Below are 16,613 nucleotides of genomic sequence, written 5' to 3' on the forward strand. Positions count from 1 at the left end.
CAATTTGGATATCTTCTATTACTCCTTTATCATTACTAGTCGCTAAATGACATTTGTCATCATACTCTAGCAATAACTTACCATGGGTAATCGGCTCCCATTTCAAATCATAAATTTTAATCACTAAAGTTGTATCATATTTTTTAACATTCTCTTTTTTTAGATATATCTGTTGTCCGATTTTTAGTAAATTTTTCTTTCTGCCATATAATCCATTAATTTCAATTAATTCATTAAGCTTGATGTGGTATTTATTTGAGATACCCCAAAGAGTATCACCTTTTTTGACTATATGTATATTACTCATCTTATCCTCCTTATTATTTATCGAACGGATTATAATGTTCACCTAAATCTATCTCTTCAACTTCTTCTCCTTCTTCTTCAAACCATGAAACCCAATCATCAAATCCAACTAGAGCTTTATATTCAATATTCTCTTCACTTTCTTCTAATTTAAAGATTGACTTATCAATTTTAGAACCTATTTTAAATTTATAACTATCATTTATTTTTTCGTAGACTTGGATAATTGCATTCTCTATTTTTTCCCCTTCTAAGGATATAAAATGAAATGCTTTAGTGAACGGACCACTACTCGGCAACTCAGGAACCTCATAAGAAACCTTCGCCCCACTCGTAAACAAATGCTGCCCAGCTTTACTTTCAAACTTGCCGCCTGTTGTTGAAAATACGCCATCTGCATTAATTTTGAGCTGCGATCCACCTGCTGTTAATACAATTTCTTTTGGACTTGTAAGCTCGATTTTTTCTTCAGTAGAAATGAGCTTGATGACCTTTTTGGCAATTGCTTCAATAGCGTCGTCTTGTGCTTGTAGTTCAAGCTTCCCTTTTGCTGCATAAGCACGGAAACCCTTTTGTGCAGCAAACAAACTGATTTTGTCTTGTGCATGCCCAATGATATTTTTCTGTGCACTTAAGTTAATTGAGCCACTAGCACTTTCTGCGATATCTTGCGAAGCTTGCAAAATAATATTTTCAGGTGTCGTCAAAGCAATACCATTTGGGGATGCTAATAACATAAGCGCTTGTCTAAAGATTTTGCCTTGTTCTTGCTGTTTAGTATCGGAACTGCTTTCTAAACCTTGGGTATAACCCTCCATAAAGCCTTGCAAAGAACTTAATGCTTTAGAAGGTGATACTTCCAATTTACTGCCTTTACTAAACGTTCCACATACACTCATCATGTCAAAGTCTTTGGTCTCGACGTTGGCTAAGACTTTTCCAACCTCTTGAATACTTTCAAATGGATTTTTATGAATGCGGTCTTTAATACTGGCAAGTTTTCCTTTAACGATGTCGGCACCATGCTCTTCAACATTTTCAATAAATGCTTTTAAATTTTCTACCGCATCTTTGGCATCACTAAAGAAAGAATTAAATTCGTCTACAACGCCTTTTGCATTTCCCCCTAGCGCACCAATATCTTGAATAAAGCCACCACAGTCTTTTAAGGCGTGAATAGGATCGTTATTAATTCCTTCTTTAAATAGATTCACCGTACTATCTAATGCCTGTCCTGTAGTTTTTAGCTCAAGTGACTGGATGAATTTGGGTAAGCGATTAATCACGTTTAAGGCATCAGTTTGTTGCTTTGCTGCAACTTCACTGAGCATTTTCATGCTTTCATAGCCTTGTGAAAGTAAGGATTGTGCTTGAGCTGCTTCTAAGTGGTCTGCAATCGCTTGCTCTTGTGCATAGGTACTAATGAGCATGCCTTTACCCGCACGCACAGCTCCCCAAGCATCTGTTCTTAGCTCAAAGCCTTCACCACGGCCTTGGCTCGTCGCTTGTTCTTTCGGATGGCTCAAATTACCCAAGTTCAGCTGTGTTGCTGCATGGCTACTTTGGAGTTGGGTACTGATTTGCCCTGTTGTGTCATCAAAGCGTAATTGGTTAAACCCACTACCATTGATTTCCTGACTGCGTATGCCACTTAGCTTTTTAGTATCAGGAAGCTGCCCTTTCACATCGAACTTGGTTGGTGAGCGCTGCACTTCATGGATGCGCCCAGTCACAAATGGACGGTCAATATTGCCATCAAAGAAGTCAATGACTACCACTTCACCAATACGTGGCAAGAAACGTGCTCCATAGCCCTCGCCTGCCCAAGGAGTCAGTACATCTACCCAAGCTGAGTCGGTATCATTGTCATTGCTACCTGCACCACCATCATGGCCATGATCATCACTACGGGTAAATAGAAAACGCACCTTAATACGCCCCCATTCATCAACATGAATAGTCTCTCCCTCTGGCCCCACAACTTTCGCTCTTTGTGGGTAAGCAATTGGGCGATGCTGTTCTGGATTATATTCAGGTGTCGTCTTGATCTGACGGCGTATTAGGGTCAGCTCATTACCTTGGCGCTCAATATCATCATAACCATGTTTATCCCAACGACTTTGGGTTAACAACTGGCTCACTTGCTGATGTAAATCTTTTGGTAAGTTATTTTGGTTATAGAAATTTTTAGCAATGATTAAGAACTCTTGATCTGCTCCTTCATGCTGATCAATTTCAGGATGCTCCTGTAAATTAAACCAATAGCCGACTTGACTATCACGGACGCTACTATAAGCCTTAAAATATTTAGCCCTACTCGCGTACATATCCGTAAATTGCTGATTCAATTTCTCTAGCTGATTACTACTTGAAGCAGTGGCCTGATCTTCCCCTTTCAAATCTTGCATCCAAGCTGGACTCATGTGCCATGCTTGCTCAAGGCTTAAACTCGCTGAATCAAAGTTATCTGAATGTGTATGGGTAGTAATGACGGAACCAACGCCTTCTTCTTGTGCTAAGGCATCGGGCTGCCAGCGTTGCACATGCACAGCAGTCGGTTGCAGACTCCGCACCGCGACAAAACCCGTAATACTATCTTGATATTCTGTCGCGCTACTTCTGTGATAGCGAATGCTACGGCGTGCTAAAGCTTGGTACTGGTTATTATCATCAATTAATCTAAGCTTTTGGGCCTGTACTGGAGCAGTAAAATGTGGAACAAAAAGCTCTTTTTCATCGATTAACCAACTAACGCCTTCACTTCGCCACAAGCGTGTAAGAAAGTCATAATCAGACTCATTGTGCTGCATGATAAATGGGCGAATATCATAACTCTGACTTAACCCACTGAGGTCGAGACTTAAACTTGTCGTAAAAAGTGGACTTTTTTCTTGCCACTCTTTAAATAAAACTTCCGTGACTTCAATAATGCTTTTATTCATAAAAACACGACTATTACGGCGTTTGTGCCATAAGTTTGTCGCGTCTTTTAAGGTCAATTTATAAAGCGTTAAAGCACCGTCACTCTGGCCATAACTCGCTTCTGTCACAATTCCTGTAATTCGAAATAATTGTCCAGAATCAGTGACCTGATCAACGGCAACTTGCACACCTATAAACTGCTTCAATGCAATTTGGGCACTCGTTGAAAGGCAGATCAACTCAGCTTCCAATCCCCCATTTAGCTGGTGTTGGCCTTCTATACGTTGTAAAAAAACTTGGCTATTCAGTAGTTCATTAGAAAATTGCACATGGACGGCACGTTTCTGCGCACTTAACCCTATTTTTTCCAAAACATTAAAGATATTAAAAAACATTTTTTATAATCATAAGGATATAAAACGGCTGCACTTTATAAAAAACAGACCTATCTGTCTATATCATTATTCTTTTTTTCAATTTGTTTTCTTATATTTTGATCTATATCTCGAAAATAAAAAGCCCAACATAGTGTTGGGCTTTTTTATAGAGCTTTAGGCTCTTTTTTTTGTTGCCTTAAATACTGGATAGAAACGGAACAATTGCCATAAACAGACCAGTAATAGTAAGAGGAAATAGACCAATGACCAAACTGGTAAAGATTGACCTAAAAAGGTCCAATCAATTGCTGCACATTCACCTGAACCCGACAATACTTCTTGTAAAACTGTTTTCATTGGTAAGGCATCAACTAAATAGTTTAAACCCGGCCCACAGCTTGGTACTTGATCAGGTGGCAAATGCTGTAGCCAAACGTGACGTCCTGCCACACCCACTGACCATAAAATTGCAATACCTGCCAAAAATGCATAAAAACGTTTAACCGCATTGGAAACTGGGTTATGCAAAAAGGCTATGAGTGCTACAAGGCCCATCGCCATTAAGCCAACACGTTGAAAAATACAGAGCGGACATGGCTCTAAACCTTTTACATGTTCCAGATACAACGCAAAAGACATGCCGACTATACTTGCTAAAACAAGTAGTCCACTCACCAAACGGTAACTTAATCGCATGTAAAACCTCGTTTTATTATCGATATTGTTCAAGATATTGATCAAAACTGATCTTGGTATCTTGCTCAAGTTTTTCTTGCTGCTGTAAAGATTGCGCAGCCAACTGTTCAAAATGTTTCAAAGTTTCCACACTAAGCTCATGCTGTTCATAACTTTCAGCATGTAACTGAGCCATGTGGCTACCAAAACTCCAAGTTCCACCATGCTTTAACGTATCGTCAATGACATGGGCAGATAAAGTTTCATCAACTTCATCAATTCGTTCTTGCATGACCGCCAAAGCTGAACCATACAAATCCGTTGCATAGGTCTGATCGAGTAGCTGCGCACAATCTTGCATTTTTGCAATATATAAACGTGCCCAATCTTCGATGTGATATGACCCAGTTAAATCTGTAATGCTTGCGTTCGGCGCTCGACCTCGGTTCACCACCTCTGTCTGATTTTTCTCAACCAAGTCTTGCTCAGGACCTAACAGGTCTGGGCTATCACTTAACAGACAATAAAGTGCTAACACTTCAAGGAAGCCTGCTGTTGTTTCATCAACGCCAATTGCCGAGTATGGATTTACATCTACAGCACGTAACTCAACATAACCGACGCCTCGATTTTTTAAAGCTTGAGACGGTGTTTCACCTGCTTGAGGCACCTGTTTTGGACGAACGAGACTGTAATATTCATTCTCAATCTGCAAAACATGATCATTAATTTGCAACGGCTCACCAGATGCATCATTTAACCCTAAACGGCTAAATGGTGGGTAAGGAGAATGAACGGCTTTTTGTAAACCATCCAGATAGCCAGACAAATTGTTGTAATGAATACCTAAGCTTTTTTGGGCTGAGTTTTGGTAGCCCAATCGTCCCATACGAAGTGCAGTAGCATACGGTAAATAGTATGAACCTTTGATTAAAGGCAACAAATGATGTTTGTGTCCAGTCAAGAAACAACGACATACTGTTGGACTCGCGCCCACCAAGAACATGACCAATGGTGTTAAACGAATAAAATTACGAATAAGGCCAAAATAACGATGGCTACGGTAATCCTGCAAACTTAATGATTTTAATTGTTCGTCAGTTTCATGAGCTTGTAGCTCAGCAAAAAGTGTATCTGGGAAAGATAAGTTGTAATGCACTCCTGAAATGGTCTGCATACGACGACCATATCGAATTCCTAACCCACGGCGATATAGTGTTTTAAAACGGCCAATATTAGAAGTGCCATATTGCGCTAGACGAATCCGTTCTTCATTGTCGTCTAACATACATGGCATAGACAGCGGCCAGAGTTTTTCACCATTTTCTAAATGACGATGTACAACCGCATGAATATCGGTGAGCTCATGCAGAGCTTCTTCAATCGTTGGCTTAGGTGAGGTAATAAACTCCATCAACGCTTCTGAATAATCAGTTGTAATTTTTGGATGTGTTAAAGCCGAACCTAATGCCTTCGGATGTAACTCTTGTGATAAGAACCCATTACTCTGCATACGTAGGCTTTCACGCTCTATTCCACGTAACATGCCTTGTAGTAGCGACGAATCCACCCAAGCAGGAATAACTGATTGAGATGGTGTAGTGGGTTGACTCATGCATTTGCTCGCTTATTAAAGATCACTATATACAAAATCGTGAGATGATACGGTTACTTATATAATCACATCATTCCAGTTTGGCAATTTTTATCACAATCTTGTTATTTAAGACACGAAAGAATTGTGATTTTATTGAAGAATAATTGCTAAAGAGTTGTCAATATCATGAACGAACAAGACATTTTAAACTTCTGGTTTTCTCCTGAACACCGTTCACTTTGGTTTGCAAAAAGTGATGATTTTGACAAAAAAATCCGTGAAAATTTTTCTGATGTTCATCGACAGGCAACTCAAGCAGAACTCTGGTCTTGGCGAAAAACACCAGAAGGTCGTTTGGCAGAGATTATTGTACTAGACCAGTTTTCTCGCAACATCTATCGTGATCAGCCCCAATCTTTTGCCTATGACAGCTTGGCATTAGCTTTGGCACAAGAAGCAATTAGTTTGCAACTCGATGCACAGCTTAATCCAGAGCAACGCTCTTTTTTATATATGCCATTTATGCATAGTGAATCAAAATTGATCCATGAATTTGCCTTGAAACTATTTCAACGTCTTGGCAATGAAATTAACTTGAGCTTTGAGAAAAAGCATAAAGTCATTATTGATCGCTTTGGACGCTATCCTCATCGCAATACCATTCTCGGGCGTGTTTCTACTCCAGAGGAAACCGAATTTTTATTAGAACCGAACAGTAGTTTTTAAAGCTTCTTAATTTTTAATGCTGAGTCATCTTTGTTTTAATGCTCAGCTGGGAGTTCACCATGAAATATCTCTCTCTTTGTTTAGCCTTAGGCACTGCCTTAACCTTAACTGCTTGTGCAACGACTCCAAGTAAACCAAAAACCTTTGATCAACTTGGCCAGTTTTCCGCATACCCTTTAAATGCGCAAACATTTCGTATTAGTTTTCAAGCCGATCCGAATATGAGTTACGGTGCAGCTGAAGAAATCACTTTGGTAAAATCAGCGCAAACGACCGTACAAAAAGGTTTCCGCTTTTTTAAAGTACTCAATGACCCAAGTAACCAAAGTCAGAAACCACCACGTCAGGCTGTGGTTTATCCATCTGCTCCAAGCTTTTATCCTTATGGCTATGGTCGTCGCTATCCGGGTTTCTGGCATGATCCGTTCTATGATTTCCCACAAGTGGTCAATATCGACCCTGTTCAAGTGTCGTATACTATTGAATGTTATCGGGATCAAAAGCAGGCTCCTCAAGACGCTTTTGATGCAACCTTGATCTTGAAATCAATCGGACAAAAATATGGATTGAGTCCGACAGGAGCGCTGTTGCCACCACCCGAGCCTCCAGTAAAACAAAAATGAATAGGATAAATTTATGAGCATGGCAGAAGAAGTTCACCACGTGCCCAGTCTTAAACGTAGTAAATATTTTGCTACCCTAGCGCTGATCATCGTCGTTGTGCTGTGGATTGCACTGATGGTAGCCGACCGTTTTCTGCCAGAGTACACAGGTTTTATTCATATTTTAATGCTAGGGGCCGAAGCAGGTGTAGTTGGTGGTCTAGCCGATTGGTACGCGATTACAGTTCTGTTTCGGAACCCTTTTGGTAAGTTACCAATACCTAAGTTTTTACGGGACCATACCGAGATTATTCCGCGTAACAAGGCACGCATTGCCGAGTCAATGGGCCGTTTTGTACAGGAAAATTTTCTTTCGCCTCAAGTGGTCGAAAAAAGCTTAGAAAAAACAGACTTAAGCCTCGCAATTGGTCAATGGTTAGCAAGTCCACAAAACAATACACAAGTGGTGCAACTCATTCAGCAAACTGTACCGAAAATTTTTGAATTTGTGAGCCAAGAGCAAATTGCTAATTTCGTGCAAAACAACAGTGTGCAATGGGTACGTAATACCCAAGTCAACAAACTCGCCAGTGAAATGCTGCGTGCAGTATTGGAAAATGATTTCCACCAAGATGTTTTACAACGTGGTCTCGATATCGCTCATGAATGGGTCGTACAAAACCCAGATAAAACCCGTGAATTAACCCGAAAAATGTTTAAAGCGTTGGGTGTCTGGTCACTTGCAAAAGGTGCAAGCTGGATTGGAATTGATGTTCAACAACGTACCATCGATTCACTGGTTGAAAAAGTAGAATCGATGCTGGCCGATCATGAACACCCATGGCGACAAGAAATTGAAACCATCGCCCACTCTCTCATGCTGGAGCTAGCGAAACCCGATAGTGTTGCCAGTCAACGCCTTAATAGCGGTAAAGATGCTCTCCTTGATAGTCCGCAAGTTTTAAATTTTATTAGTGGTGCTGTTACGATTTTATGTGATGCCATTAAAGAAGATTTAATGAAAGAAGACTCCGGCATTGCAATGAACCTGCGAGCTGCAATTCAGCAACTCGGTGAAAACCTTGTTCAAAATGCAAAAGTACGAGAAGTTCTCAACAAAGAAATGACAGGACTTGCGATGAATTTTACGGATCAATATAGCCATAAAATCATACGCTATGTCAGTGAGCGCATTCATGAGTGGGACTCTCGGGAAATGATCGGAAAAATTGAAAATGAAGTCGGTGGCGACTTGCACATGATCCGAGTAAATGGTGTGGTAGTGGGTGCATTTATTGGTTTGACACTCGGTGTAATTCGAGCGGTGATTGAATCAATTTTATAACTTTAAATATTTTTAATAAGAGAACAATATGCTTCAGCTACAGTCAAAATTGGCCACTCAAGGCGTGACTATTTTTAGTACCATGACGGCACTGGCACATCGTCTAGGTGCACTCAACCTGTCACAAGGCTTTCCAGATTTTCCGGCGCCACAAGCCTTACTTGAAGCCTTATCTCAAGCGACTTTAGCTGGACATAATCAGTACCCACCTGGCGATGGTATTCTCGGTTTACGCGAGCAACTCGCTTTACAATTTCAGCAGCGTGATCGACTTCAACTTGATCCTGTTACTCAAATCACGATTACTCCCGGCGCAACCATAGCAATTTTTTGTGCCATACAAGCCTGCATCAATGCAGGTGATGAAGTCATTATTTTTGACCCAAGTTATGATAGTTATGGCCCTTCTGTCGAATTAGCAGGCGGTAAAGCGGTTCATATTGCCTTGCAAGCACCTGACTTTAAGGTGAACTGGCAACAAGTTAAAGATCTGATCAATGACAAAACCCGTATGATTGTGGTGAATACGCCCCATAATCCAACAGGTACGATTTGGGCAAAACAAGACTGGTTAGAGCTCATTGAACTGATTCAAGATAAAAACATTGTGGTTTTATCCGATGAGGTCTATGAACACTTAGTTTTTGATGGTCAACAACACTTTAGTGCATTGCATTTTCCAGAGCTTAGAGAGCGTAGTTTCGTGATTGGTTCTTTTGGAAAAACCTTTCATGTGACGGGATGGAAAACGGGTTACTGCGTCGCTTCACCTGAGCTAATGCGTTTATTCCGCCAGATTTATCAATATGCGAATTTCTGTGGTACGACTCCTTGTCAGATTGCACTAGCGCAATATATGCAGCAACATCCAGAACATATTCAAGAGCTTTCGCAGTTTTACCAAACGAAAAGAGATCGATTTAATCAGGCAATTCACAATAGTCGTTTTTTACTTAAACCTTCTCAAGGTACTTATTTCCAAAACCTCGATTACAGTCAAATTCGTCCCGACTTAAACGATGTACAAATGTGCCAGTTTCTTGCCGAGCAACATAAGATTGTGGCTATTCCAGTTTCGGTTTTCTATCAGCAAGCGCCTGAGTCTTTACGCTTGATTCGATTCTGCTTTGCTAAAAATGATGACACTCTGCAAAAAGCAGGAGAAATTTTGAATCAATGTTAATAAATTTAGCCACTTAGCGCTGTAAAAATACTACAAGTCATTCGCTCCAACTATGCTAAGTTGAATATCCGCCCCGCTCATCAAAGAGATGGGCGATGGAGAACACATGCCACCAAGACAGTCCTTAATTCAACAGCAAAATCTATGGAAAACATTTTTTGTTTTCTTGCTACCCTTGATTGCAACCAATATTTTGCAGAACTTGTCTGGAACGATTAACACCATCTTTGTTGGTCAAATGATGGGAGTTGATGCGATTGCTGCCGTCTCGGTTTTTTTTCCTATTTTGTTTTTGCTCCTCGCTTTTATTATCGGGATTTCAACGGGTACGACTGTTTTAGTCGGACAAGCATGGGGCGCGCAAAATATAGAAAAAGTCCAAAGTGTGGTTGGTTCTACCCTGTTTATGACCATTATTGGTGGAGTCATTACTGCAATTATTGGTGTGTTTTTCGCCCATGATATTTTGGAGCTTTTAGGTACCGATCCAAAGGTAATGCATCTCTCGTTGCCTTATGTGCAATGGATGCTGGCGGGTAGCCCACTTCTGTTTGTTTATATTATCTATACCTCAATTTTACGTGGTGTCGGAGACAGTACTACCCCTTTACTGGCCCTTGCTTTAACCAGTGTAATTGGTTTGGTGATTACCCCGATATTGCTTAAAGGTTATTTTGGCTTACCCGCTCTAGGGATTATTGCTCCAGCAATTGCCACCATAACAGGATATGTGGCTATCTTAATTTTTCTCGCGATTTATCTTAACAAGAAAAATCATTCACTTCGCCCGAACCGTCAGCTTCTGCAACATATCCGTCATAATCCAGAACTGAGCAAAATCATTTTGCGCTTAGGCGTCCCAACCGGCATTCAAATGATTACGACCTCAATGGCGGGTTTAGTAATTGTTGGGTTGGTTAACCATTATGGTTCACATGCTACAGCAGCGTATGGTGCAGTGAATCAAGTGCTCAACTACATTCAGTTTCCAGCGATTTCGATCTCAATTGCAGCTTCAATTTTTGCAGCGCAAGCCATTGGTGCAGGTAAATCTGACTTATTATCTCGTGTGACTCGTACTGCTTTAGGCATGAACTTTTTATTTACCGGTGCCTTAATTGCACTTGGTTATCTATTTTCAAAATATTTAATGGCTTTATTCATTACCGACCCAACTGTCGTCGTGTTAGGCCAGCAACTTTTATTTATTGTGCTTTGGGCAATTTTATTCTTTGGCGCAGGTGCCATTTTTGCATCGATCATGCGTGCCAGTGGAACTGTGACTGTTCCAATGCTGATTAACATCTCTGCCATTTTATTTATTGAAATTCCATGTGCTTATTGGTTTAGCTCAATGTGGGGACTTAAAGGCATTTGGGTTGCCTATGCCTTGGCATTTGTCAGTCTATGTATTATTCAAGGCTTGTATTATCAATTTATCTGGAAGAAAAAGACGATCAAAGTTCTTATTTAGAACCATCCAAGCCACATAAAAAAAAGCCATCATTTGATGGCTTTTTTTAGTTAAAAAATTATTTCATCCATTTGGTCACAATAGTTGAAGCACGTTGATACCCTGTCGGGAACAACCGCTGAAATGCATCAAGAATTTTTGCATCACTACCAATCAATAAACGGCGTTTATTTTTCAAAACGGCATCCAAAATTTGACGAGCCGCTTCTTCTGGTGGGGTACGCAGTAGCTTGTCAAAGTTTTGAATTGATTTAGCAGGGTCCATCCCTAAACTATTCAAGCTATCACTCATTTTTGCAGCTTTAGCAATATTGGTACGAATACCCCCCGGATGTACGCACAAAGAACTCACGCCACTTTTTTCAATATCCAACTCTTGGCGTAATGATTCGGTAAAACCACGCACAGCAAATTTAGTTGCATTATAGCCAGATTGGGTTGGTTGAGCAGTTAAACCAAATAAGCTCGAGATGTTAATAATATGGCCATCTTGAGTCTGCTTAATGAACGGTAAAAATTCTTTAGTACCGTATACGACACCCCAGAAGTTAATCCCCACAATCCACTCTAAATCTTCGTAGGTCGCGCCTTCGACAGTTGAACCTAACGCAACACCAGCATTGTTAAAAATCAGGTTAACAGAGCCGTGATCTTGCACAGTTTCTTGTGCCCACTGTTTTACTGCTTCACGGTCAGATACATCAAGCTTTTTGGTAGTCACAGTAATATCGCTGTACGGTTTTAAAAGCTCGACAGTTTGTTGTAATCCTTTTTCATTAATATCACTCAACGAAAGATGGCAGCCCTGTTTTGCCAAAAGAATTGCTAACTGTTGCCCAATGCCAGAACCTGCGCCCGTAATTGCAGCGACTTTGTTTTTAAAATTTTTCATTGTCCATCCTTTGTTTTTCGATATTTGCACAACCGGTTCATTGCATGTGCAGTTCAGACATCTTTAATATAATTTTGACAATACACATTGTCAATATAGTACACTGTAATTTCAGATAGAATGGCACAATTCTTCTGAGCGCTTTATCATAGTAAGCATATTTGGCCAAAACCTATAAATTAGGAAACCATTCTTTAGGAAACGACTTATTTATGGCGACTAACGACTCAACCAGTAAAAAGAAAACAAAAAGTGTGAGTAAAGAACGTCAGTTCAAAGGGTTATCTCTATCTGAACGTAAAGAGGCGCGCCGTGAAAAACTGATTGAAGCAGGTATTGCGACCTACGGAACCCTCGGTTTTTTTTCCGTGACGGTAAAAGATGTATGCCAAGAGGCAAAACTCACTGAACGTTATTTTTATGAATCATTTAAAAAGAGTGAAGATTTATTCCAAACCATCTTTTTAAAAATGATTGAAGAATTACAGCAAAATCTGATGCAAGCCGTGATTAAAGCTGCACCCGATCCAGAAAAAATGGTCGATGCCGGTTTAAGGGCACTACTAACTACTTTAAAAGATGATCCGAGATTAGCTCGTATTGTCTATGTCGATGCAGTCTTGGTACAAGAATTACATAATCAGGCCACCATTCAAGAAACACTTGCACAATTTGATCGCATGATTCAGGCCTTTGTTATGTTGACTATGCCGCAAATTCAACATCATGAAAATGAGCTTTCTTTAATCGCAACTGGCTTAAATGGATACGTCACTCAAATTGCGATTCGATGGGTTATGGGAGGGTTTGAACAGTCGCTTGAGCAGGTTTTAACCGCATGCCGTATTGTTTTCTTATCTTTATTAGCGCAAGTTTCAAAATAATATTAAAGTTTTTTGACAGCTTAAAATGTGAAAAATCAACTAAGCAATTGCTATGATAACCTATTGAATGACTTTAGAAAGTTTGAGGCTTACATGTCACAATTTGGTCATACCTTTGCCTTGGTTTTGTCACAAATTATTGCTAAATTCAATTTTATAGACTTTTCTGCAATGAAATTGTCATAATTAATCTTTGTAATAAGCCTGTCATAACTACAAAACGGTTCACCGTTAAATCTATAGGATATTGCGCTGTGAAAGATGACTATATTTTAATTGTCGATGATGAGCTCCCTATTCGTGAAATGATCCATACTTCTTTGGACATGGCAGGCTTTCAATGTTTGCAGGCAGAAGATGCCAAACAGGCTCATCAAATTATCGTCGACCAACGTCCAGCGCTTATCTTGCTCGACTGGATGTTACCTGGAGGCGTAAGTGGTGTGGATTTATGTCGCCGCTTAAAACGTGATGAGAACCTCGCAGAAATTCCTGTGATTATGCTTACTGCTCGCGGAGAAGAAGACCATAAAGTACAAGGTCTTGATGCAGGTGCAGATGACTACATGACGAAGCCTTTCTCAACACGTGAACTAGTTTCACGTATTAAAGCGGTTCTACGTCGTGCAAATGCATTAAGTGGCGAAAAAATGATTGATGCCAATGGCTTAATCCTTGATCCTGTAAGCCAACGCGTCAGCTTCGGTGATAGTATTTTAGATATGGGTCCAACAGAATATCGCTTACTTGCATTTTTTATGACCCATCCAGAGCGTGCGTATACTCGTGCCCAGTTGCTCGATCAAGTCTGGGGCGGTAATGTATACATTGAAGACCGCACTATCGATGTGCATATTCGCCGTTTGCGTAAAGTTTTAGAGCCTTTTGGTGTTGACCGATTTGTTCAGACTGTACGTGGAACAGGCTATCGTTTCTCAACACGTGCAGATTTAGCCGCAGGTTAACCAAGATTTATGTATGAACCCTACCCCGTCCCCGAACAGGTACGTGAACAAAAGCTTTCCCGCTACAGTAGTTTATGGACGTTTGCCAAACAAGATTTACGGCTTTTATTATTTTTTATAATTATTGCCGGTTTAGTCGGTTTAGGCCTTGGGTATTTCTGGAGTTGTATTTTTATCGCCTTCGTGGTGTTTTTTACACTCCAGTTGCGTTCTTTATATCTGGTCAATGACTGGATTGCGAATAAACCTTATGATGTGCCTCCAAATCTTAACGGGATTTGGGGGGCATTGTTATTTAATGTTTACCGTGCTCAGCGCCAAGAACGAATTGTTCAGGCAGAAATGGTCGGTTTAATTGACCGAGCACAGTCTTCATTAGTCGCACTTGCTGAAGCAGTTGTACTTATTGATGACCAACATCAAATCGAATGGTGGAACCCTGCTGCCGAACGTTTATTAGGGATTAGCCCGCTAGACCGTGGCCGAAACCTCTTAACGATTTTACGTCAGCCAACCTTTATTGAATATTTTAACAATATTGATCAGGCGCCAGATGGCATCAAACTTCACTCAAATTTTGATGATGACCGCTATGTACAGGTTAAGCTCACACGATTTGGTGGAGAAAGTCGTTTATTGGTGGCTTACGATGTGACTCGTATGCACAACCTTGAGCAAATGCGTAAAGACTTCGTCGATAATATTTCGCATGAACTCCGTACACCATTAACCGTGCTTAGTGGTTATATCGAGACATTTACCGATCAGGAAGATATTAGCCCACGCTGGAAACGTGCATTTGATCAAATGCAGTCCCAAACCAAGCGTATGAATGCTTTGGTGAATGATTTACTGCTGTTATCGAATTTAGAAAATAATAAAAAAATTGCAAAAAATCAGATTATTGAAATGCCGAGTTTAATGAATCAACTCTTTGATGATGCTCAGGCCTATAATGCCGATTATGGACACACGCTCAATTTACATATTGATAGCCACTGTGACCTGATTGGTTCTGACATGGAAATTGCCAGTGCGTTTAGTAACTTAATTACTAATGCTATTAAATACACGCCAAAAGGCGGAACCATTACCATTGGCTGGCACGATGATGGTGAACATGCTTACTTTAGTGTGCAAGACACGGGCATTGGAATTAATCCTAAACATTTGCCACGACTGACTGAACGCTTCTATCGCGTTGATAGCGACCGTAGTCGTCAAACAGGTGGTACAGGTTTAGGCTTGGCGATTGTAAAACACGTGTTGATGCAACACGGCGCGTATTTAGATGTACAGTCTAAAGAAAACGAAGGATCAACATTTACCGCAGTTTTTCCAAAAGAAAGACTCTATAACATGACCTAAAGTTGCCCTCTCACATATAAAAAGCCGACTTATGAAAAGTCGGTTTTTTTAGTATTTAAACCAATTTACTTAAGATTCGAGCAATACGATTTTGTCTGATTTTTCTCTATGACATTTAGAAAACTAGTGGCAAAGGTATTGCTCTGACGTAATGCATCGCGGTGATCTCCGCCATCAATTGTCTGATAAATCGTTGGTTTTTTTAATTTACATAGCTGTTGATAATAGGCATATGTCCCTCTCGGATCGACTAAATGATCTTTAGAACCCTGAACAATCATTAGCGGTACGGTAGGTACCATATTTTCAATAGACTGCTGTTTTAGATAATCCAAAAGAGGTTTTAAGTCCGCATCAGCTTTAAATATGCTAGCAGGAGACTTCTTCAAATCAGATTGAAGTTCAGATAAACAGCGACTGCGTGCTTGAGTCAGCACCGCGTTCATTTCTGGGCTGACTAAATTTTCAGGAACAATCTTTGGTTCCGCTGCTTGCGCTCCCAACAACATAATCGGGAAGAAAGCCGCCACACTAGGTTCCGGGTTTGGATGAGTCTGCACATATTCTGCAATGCCCTCATATTGATAGCCACCTGGTGCAAGAGCAATCGCCCCTTTTAAATCTAATTCAGGCGCATCTTTTTGACCATAAGCAGCCACTGCAATTGCCGCAGCTCCGCCTTGACTATGCCCCATCACCAACCACTGTTTATTGAAATCTTTAGGCTTAAGCACATGTAATGCCCGCACTGCATCGACCACTGTATGTAGCTGGCTCTTTGCATTCATATAGGGATGTGCGCCTAACGTACCTAGTCCCTGATAATCAGGTGCGACAACTACATAACCACGTGCAAGCCAACCATCTAAAGCTTTTGAAGCCACTTCTTGATATGCATGAACTGGGCCACCTGCATAATCACCAGAAGGTGCACAAGTATCGGCAACTCCTGTCGTGCCATGCGCCCAAGCAAGTATAGGCCAGCCATTTTTTGGCGGTGTGCCTTTCGGTAATAAAATAAAAGCCGATGCAACAATAGGCTCGTTCTGAATACCTCGACTACGATAATTGACCAATAAACGCTGACTAGCATGAGGAAATAAATCTGTCACATCTTGCTGTGCTATAGAGAGTATTGAACCTGGTTTTTCACTCACAATTTGCTTACTCAAATCTGTAATTGGAGCGGCCATAGCAGAACCCGACATCAAACAAGCACTACTAAATAAAATTTTTAAAAAAGAATTACTTTTTTTAATCAAGGGATTACTCCTCTATTATTTACATTATATCTATC

At 40.5% G+C, this 16,613-nt stretch carries 14 protein-coding genes; 8 read left to right on the top strand and 6 right to left on the bottom strand.

Features of this window, described 5'->3' with window-relative positions; genetic code table 11:
- From HUN22_RS08755 to gshA, 4 genes are all read right to left on the bottom strand, one after another.
- A partial coding sequence (locus tag HUN22_RS08755; RefSeq protein ID WP_174728190.1) for a LysM peptidoglycan-binding domain-containing protein occupies window positions 1–307 on the bottom strand: 307 nt, incomplete at its 3' end.
- A 13-nt stretch (window positions 308–320) separates the two neighbouring features.
- On the bottom strand, window positions 321–3,623 hold the full coding sequence (locus HUN22_RS08760; RefSeq protein WP_217488120.1) for a type VI secretion system Vgr family protein: 3,303 nt from the start codon (window positions 3,621–3,623) through the stop codon (window positions 321–323).
- A gap of 156 nt (window positions 3,624–3,779) precedes the next feature.
- Window positions 3,780–4,301, bottom strand: a complete 522-nt coding sequence (locus tag HUN22_RS08765) for a disulfide bond formation protein B (RefSeq protein WP_174728193.1) — start codon at window positions 4,299–4,301, stop codon at window positions 3,780–3,782.
- A 16-nt stretch (window positions 4,302–4,317) separates the two neighbouring features.
- Window positions 4,318–5,895 (bottom strand): glutamate--cysteine ligase, encoded by a 1,578-nt coding sequence (gshA, locus tag HUN22_RS08770; protein WP_174728196.1) that lies wholly within the window; start codon window positions 5,893–5,895, stop codon window positions 4,318–4,320.
- Window positions 5,896–6,063: 168 nt separating this feature from the next.
- Between gshA and HUN22_RS08775 the strand changes: the two genes are divergently transcribed.
- The 5 genes from HUN22_RS08775 to HUN22_RS08795 all read left to right on the top strand — a co-directional run bounded on the left by HUN22_RS08775 (window position 6,064) and on the right by HUN22_RS08795 (window position 11,207).
- Window positions 6,064–6,603, top strand: a complete 540-nt coding sequence (locus HUN22_RS08775) for a DUF924 family protein (protein WP_174728199.1) — start codon at window positions 6,064–6,066, stop codon at window positions 6,601–6,603.
- 59 nt (window positions 6,604–6,662) lie between these two features.
- Window positions 6,663–7,226 carry a CC0125/CC1285 family lipoprotein gene (locus tag HUN22_RS08780; protein ID WP_002122008.1) on the top strand — a complete coding sequence of 188 codons (564 nt, stop codon included), beginning with the start codon at window positions 6,663–6,665 and terminating at the stop codon, window positions 7,224–7,226.
- 13 nt (window positions 7,227–7,239) lie between these two features.
- Window positions 7,240–8,550 carry a DUF445 domain-containing protein gene (locus HUN22_RS08785; protein ID WP_174728201.1) on the top strand — a complete coding sequence of 437 codons (1,311 nt, stop codon included), beginning with the start codon at window positions 7,240–7,242 and terminating at the stop codon, window positions 8,548–8,550.
- A gap of 28 nt (window positions 8,551–8,578) precedes the next feature.
- On the top strand, window positions 8,579–9,733 hold the full coding sequence (locus tag HUN22_RS08790) for a pyridoxal phosphate-dependent aminotransferase (RefSeq protein WP_174728204.1): 1,155 nt from the start codon (window positions 8,579–8,581) through the stop codon (window positions 9,731–9,733).
- A gap of 106 nt (window positions 9,734–9,839) precedes the next feature.
- A complete protein-coding gene (locus HUN22_RS08795) occupies window positions 9,840–11,207 on the top strand; it encodes an MATE family efflux transporter (protein WP_217488121.1) in 1,368 nt (455 codons plus the stop codon).
- 58 nt (window positions 11,208–11,265) lie between these two features.
- Here the strand turns inward: HUN22_RS08795 and HUN22_RS08800 are convergent, their stop codons facing one another.
- A complete protein-coding gene (locus HUN22_RS08800; protein ID WP_174728210.1) occupies window positions 11,266–12,099 on the bottom strand; it encodes an SDR family NAD(P)-dependent oxidoreductase in 834 nt (277 codons plus the stop codon).
- A gap of 212 nt (window positions 12,100–12,311) precedes the next feature.
- Between HUN22_RS08800 and HUN22_RS08805 the strand changes: the two genes are divergently transcribed.
- The 3 genes from HUN22_RS08805 to phoR all read left to right on the top strand — a co-directional run bounded on the left by HUN22_RS08805 (window position 12,312) and on the right by phoR (window position 15,316).
- Window positions 12,312–12,983: a TetR/AcrR family transcriptional regulator gene (locus HUN22_RS08805; protein ID WP_000224580.1), complete on the top strand. Its 672-nt coding sequence runs from the start codon at window positions 12,312–12,314 to the stop codon at window positions 12,981–12,983.
- 254 nt (window positions 12,984–13,237) lie between these two features.
- On the top strand, window positions 13,238–13,948 hold the full coding sequence (gene phoB / locus HUN22_RS08810) for a phosphate regulon transcriptional regulator PhoB (RefSeq protein WP_003654166.1): 711 nt from the start codon (window positions 13,238–13,240) through the stop codon (window positions 13,946–13,948).
- A gap of 9 nt (window positions 13,949–13,957) precedes the next feature.
- Window positions 13,958–15,316: a phosphate regulon sensor histidine kinase PhoR gene (gene phoR / locus HUN22_RS08815; protein WP_174728213.1), complete on the top strand. Its 1,359-nt coding sequence runs from the start codon at window positions 13,958–13,960 to the stop codon at window positions 15,314–15,316.
- A gap of 65 nt (window positions 15,317–15,381) precedes the next feature.
- Here the strand turns inward: phoR and HUN22_RS08820 are convergent, their stop codons facing one another.
- Entirely contained in the window at window positions 15,382–16,578 is a 1,197-nt protein-coding gene (locus HUN22_RS08820; RefSeq protein WP_217488122.1) for an alpha/beta fold hydrolase, read from the bottom strand.
- Window positions 16,579–16,613 lie beyond the last annotated feature (35 nt).

Origin of the sequence: Acinetobacter lactucae, assembly GCF_013344765.1 — a bacterium.
Classification (GTDB): domain Bacteria; phylum Pseudomonadota; class Gammaproteobacteria; order Pseudomonadales; family Moraxellaceae; genus Acinetobacter; species Acinetobacter lactucae_A.

Excerpts from the sequence above, each read along its gene's own strand:
- HUN22_RS08760 (WP_217488120.1), bottom strand. The coding sequence starts at position 3,623 with ATGTTTTTTAATATCTTTAATGTTTTGGAAAAAATAGGGTTAAGTGCG.
- HUN22_RS08765 (WP_174728193.1), bottom strand. The coding sequence starts at position 4,301 with ATGCGATTAAGTTACCGTTTGGTGAGTGGACTACTTGTTTTAGCAAGT.
- gshA (WP_174728196.1), bottom strand. The coding sequence starts at position 5,895 with ATGAGTCAACCCACTACACCATCTCAATCAGTTATTCCTGCTTGGGTG.
- HUN22_RS08775 (WP_174728199.1), top strand. The coding sequence starts at position 6,064 with ATGAACGAACAAGACATTTTAAACTTCTGGTTTTCTCCTGAACACCGT.
- HUN22_RS08780 (WP_002122008.1), top strand. The coding sequence starts at position 6,663 with ATGAAATATCTCTCTCTTTGTTTAGCCTTAGGCACTGCCTTAACCTTA.
- HUN22_RS08785 (WP_174728201.1), top strand. The coding sequence starts at position 7,240 with ATGAGCATGGCAGAAGAAGTTCACCACGTGCCCAGTCTTAAACGTAGT.
- HUN22_RS08790 (WP_174728204.1), top strand. The coding sequence starts at position 8,579 with ATGCTTCAGCTACAGTCAAAATTGGCCACTCAAGGCGTGACTATTTTT.
- HUN22_RS08795 (WP_217488121.1), top strand. The coding sequence starts at position 9,840 with ATGCCACCAAGACAGTCCTTAATTCAACAGCAAAATCTATGGAAAACA.
- HUN22_RS08800 (WP_174728210.1), bottom strand. The coding sequence starts at position 12,099 with ATGAAAAATTTTAAAAACAAAGTCGCTGCAATTACGGGCGCAGGTTCT.
- HUN22_RS08805 (WP_000224580.1), top strand. The coding sequence starts at position 12,312 with ATGGCGACTAACGACTCAACCAGTAAAAAGAAAACAAAAAGTGTGAGT.
- phoR (WP_174728213.1), top strand. The coding sequence starts at position 13,958 with ATGTATGAACCCTACCCCGTCCCCGAACAGGTACGTGAACAAAAGCTT.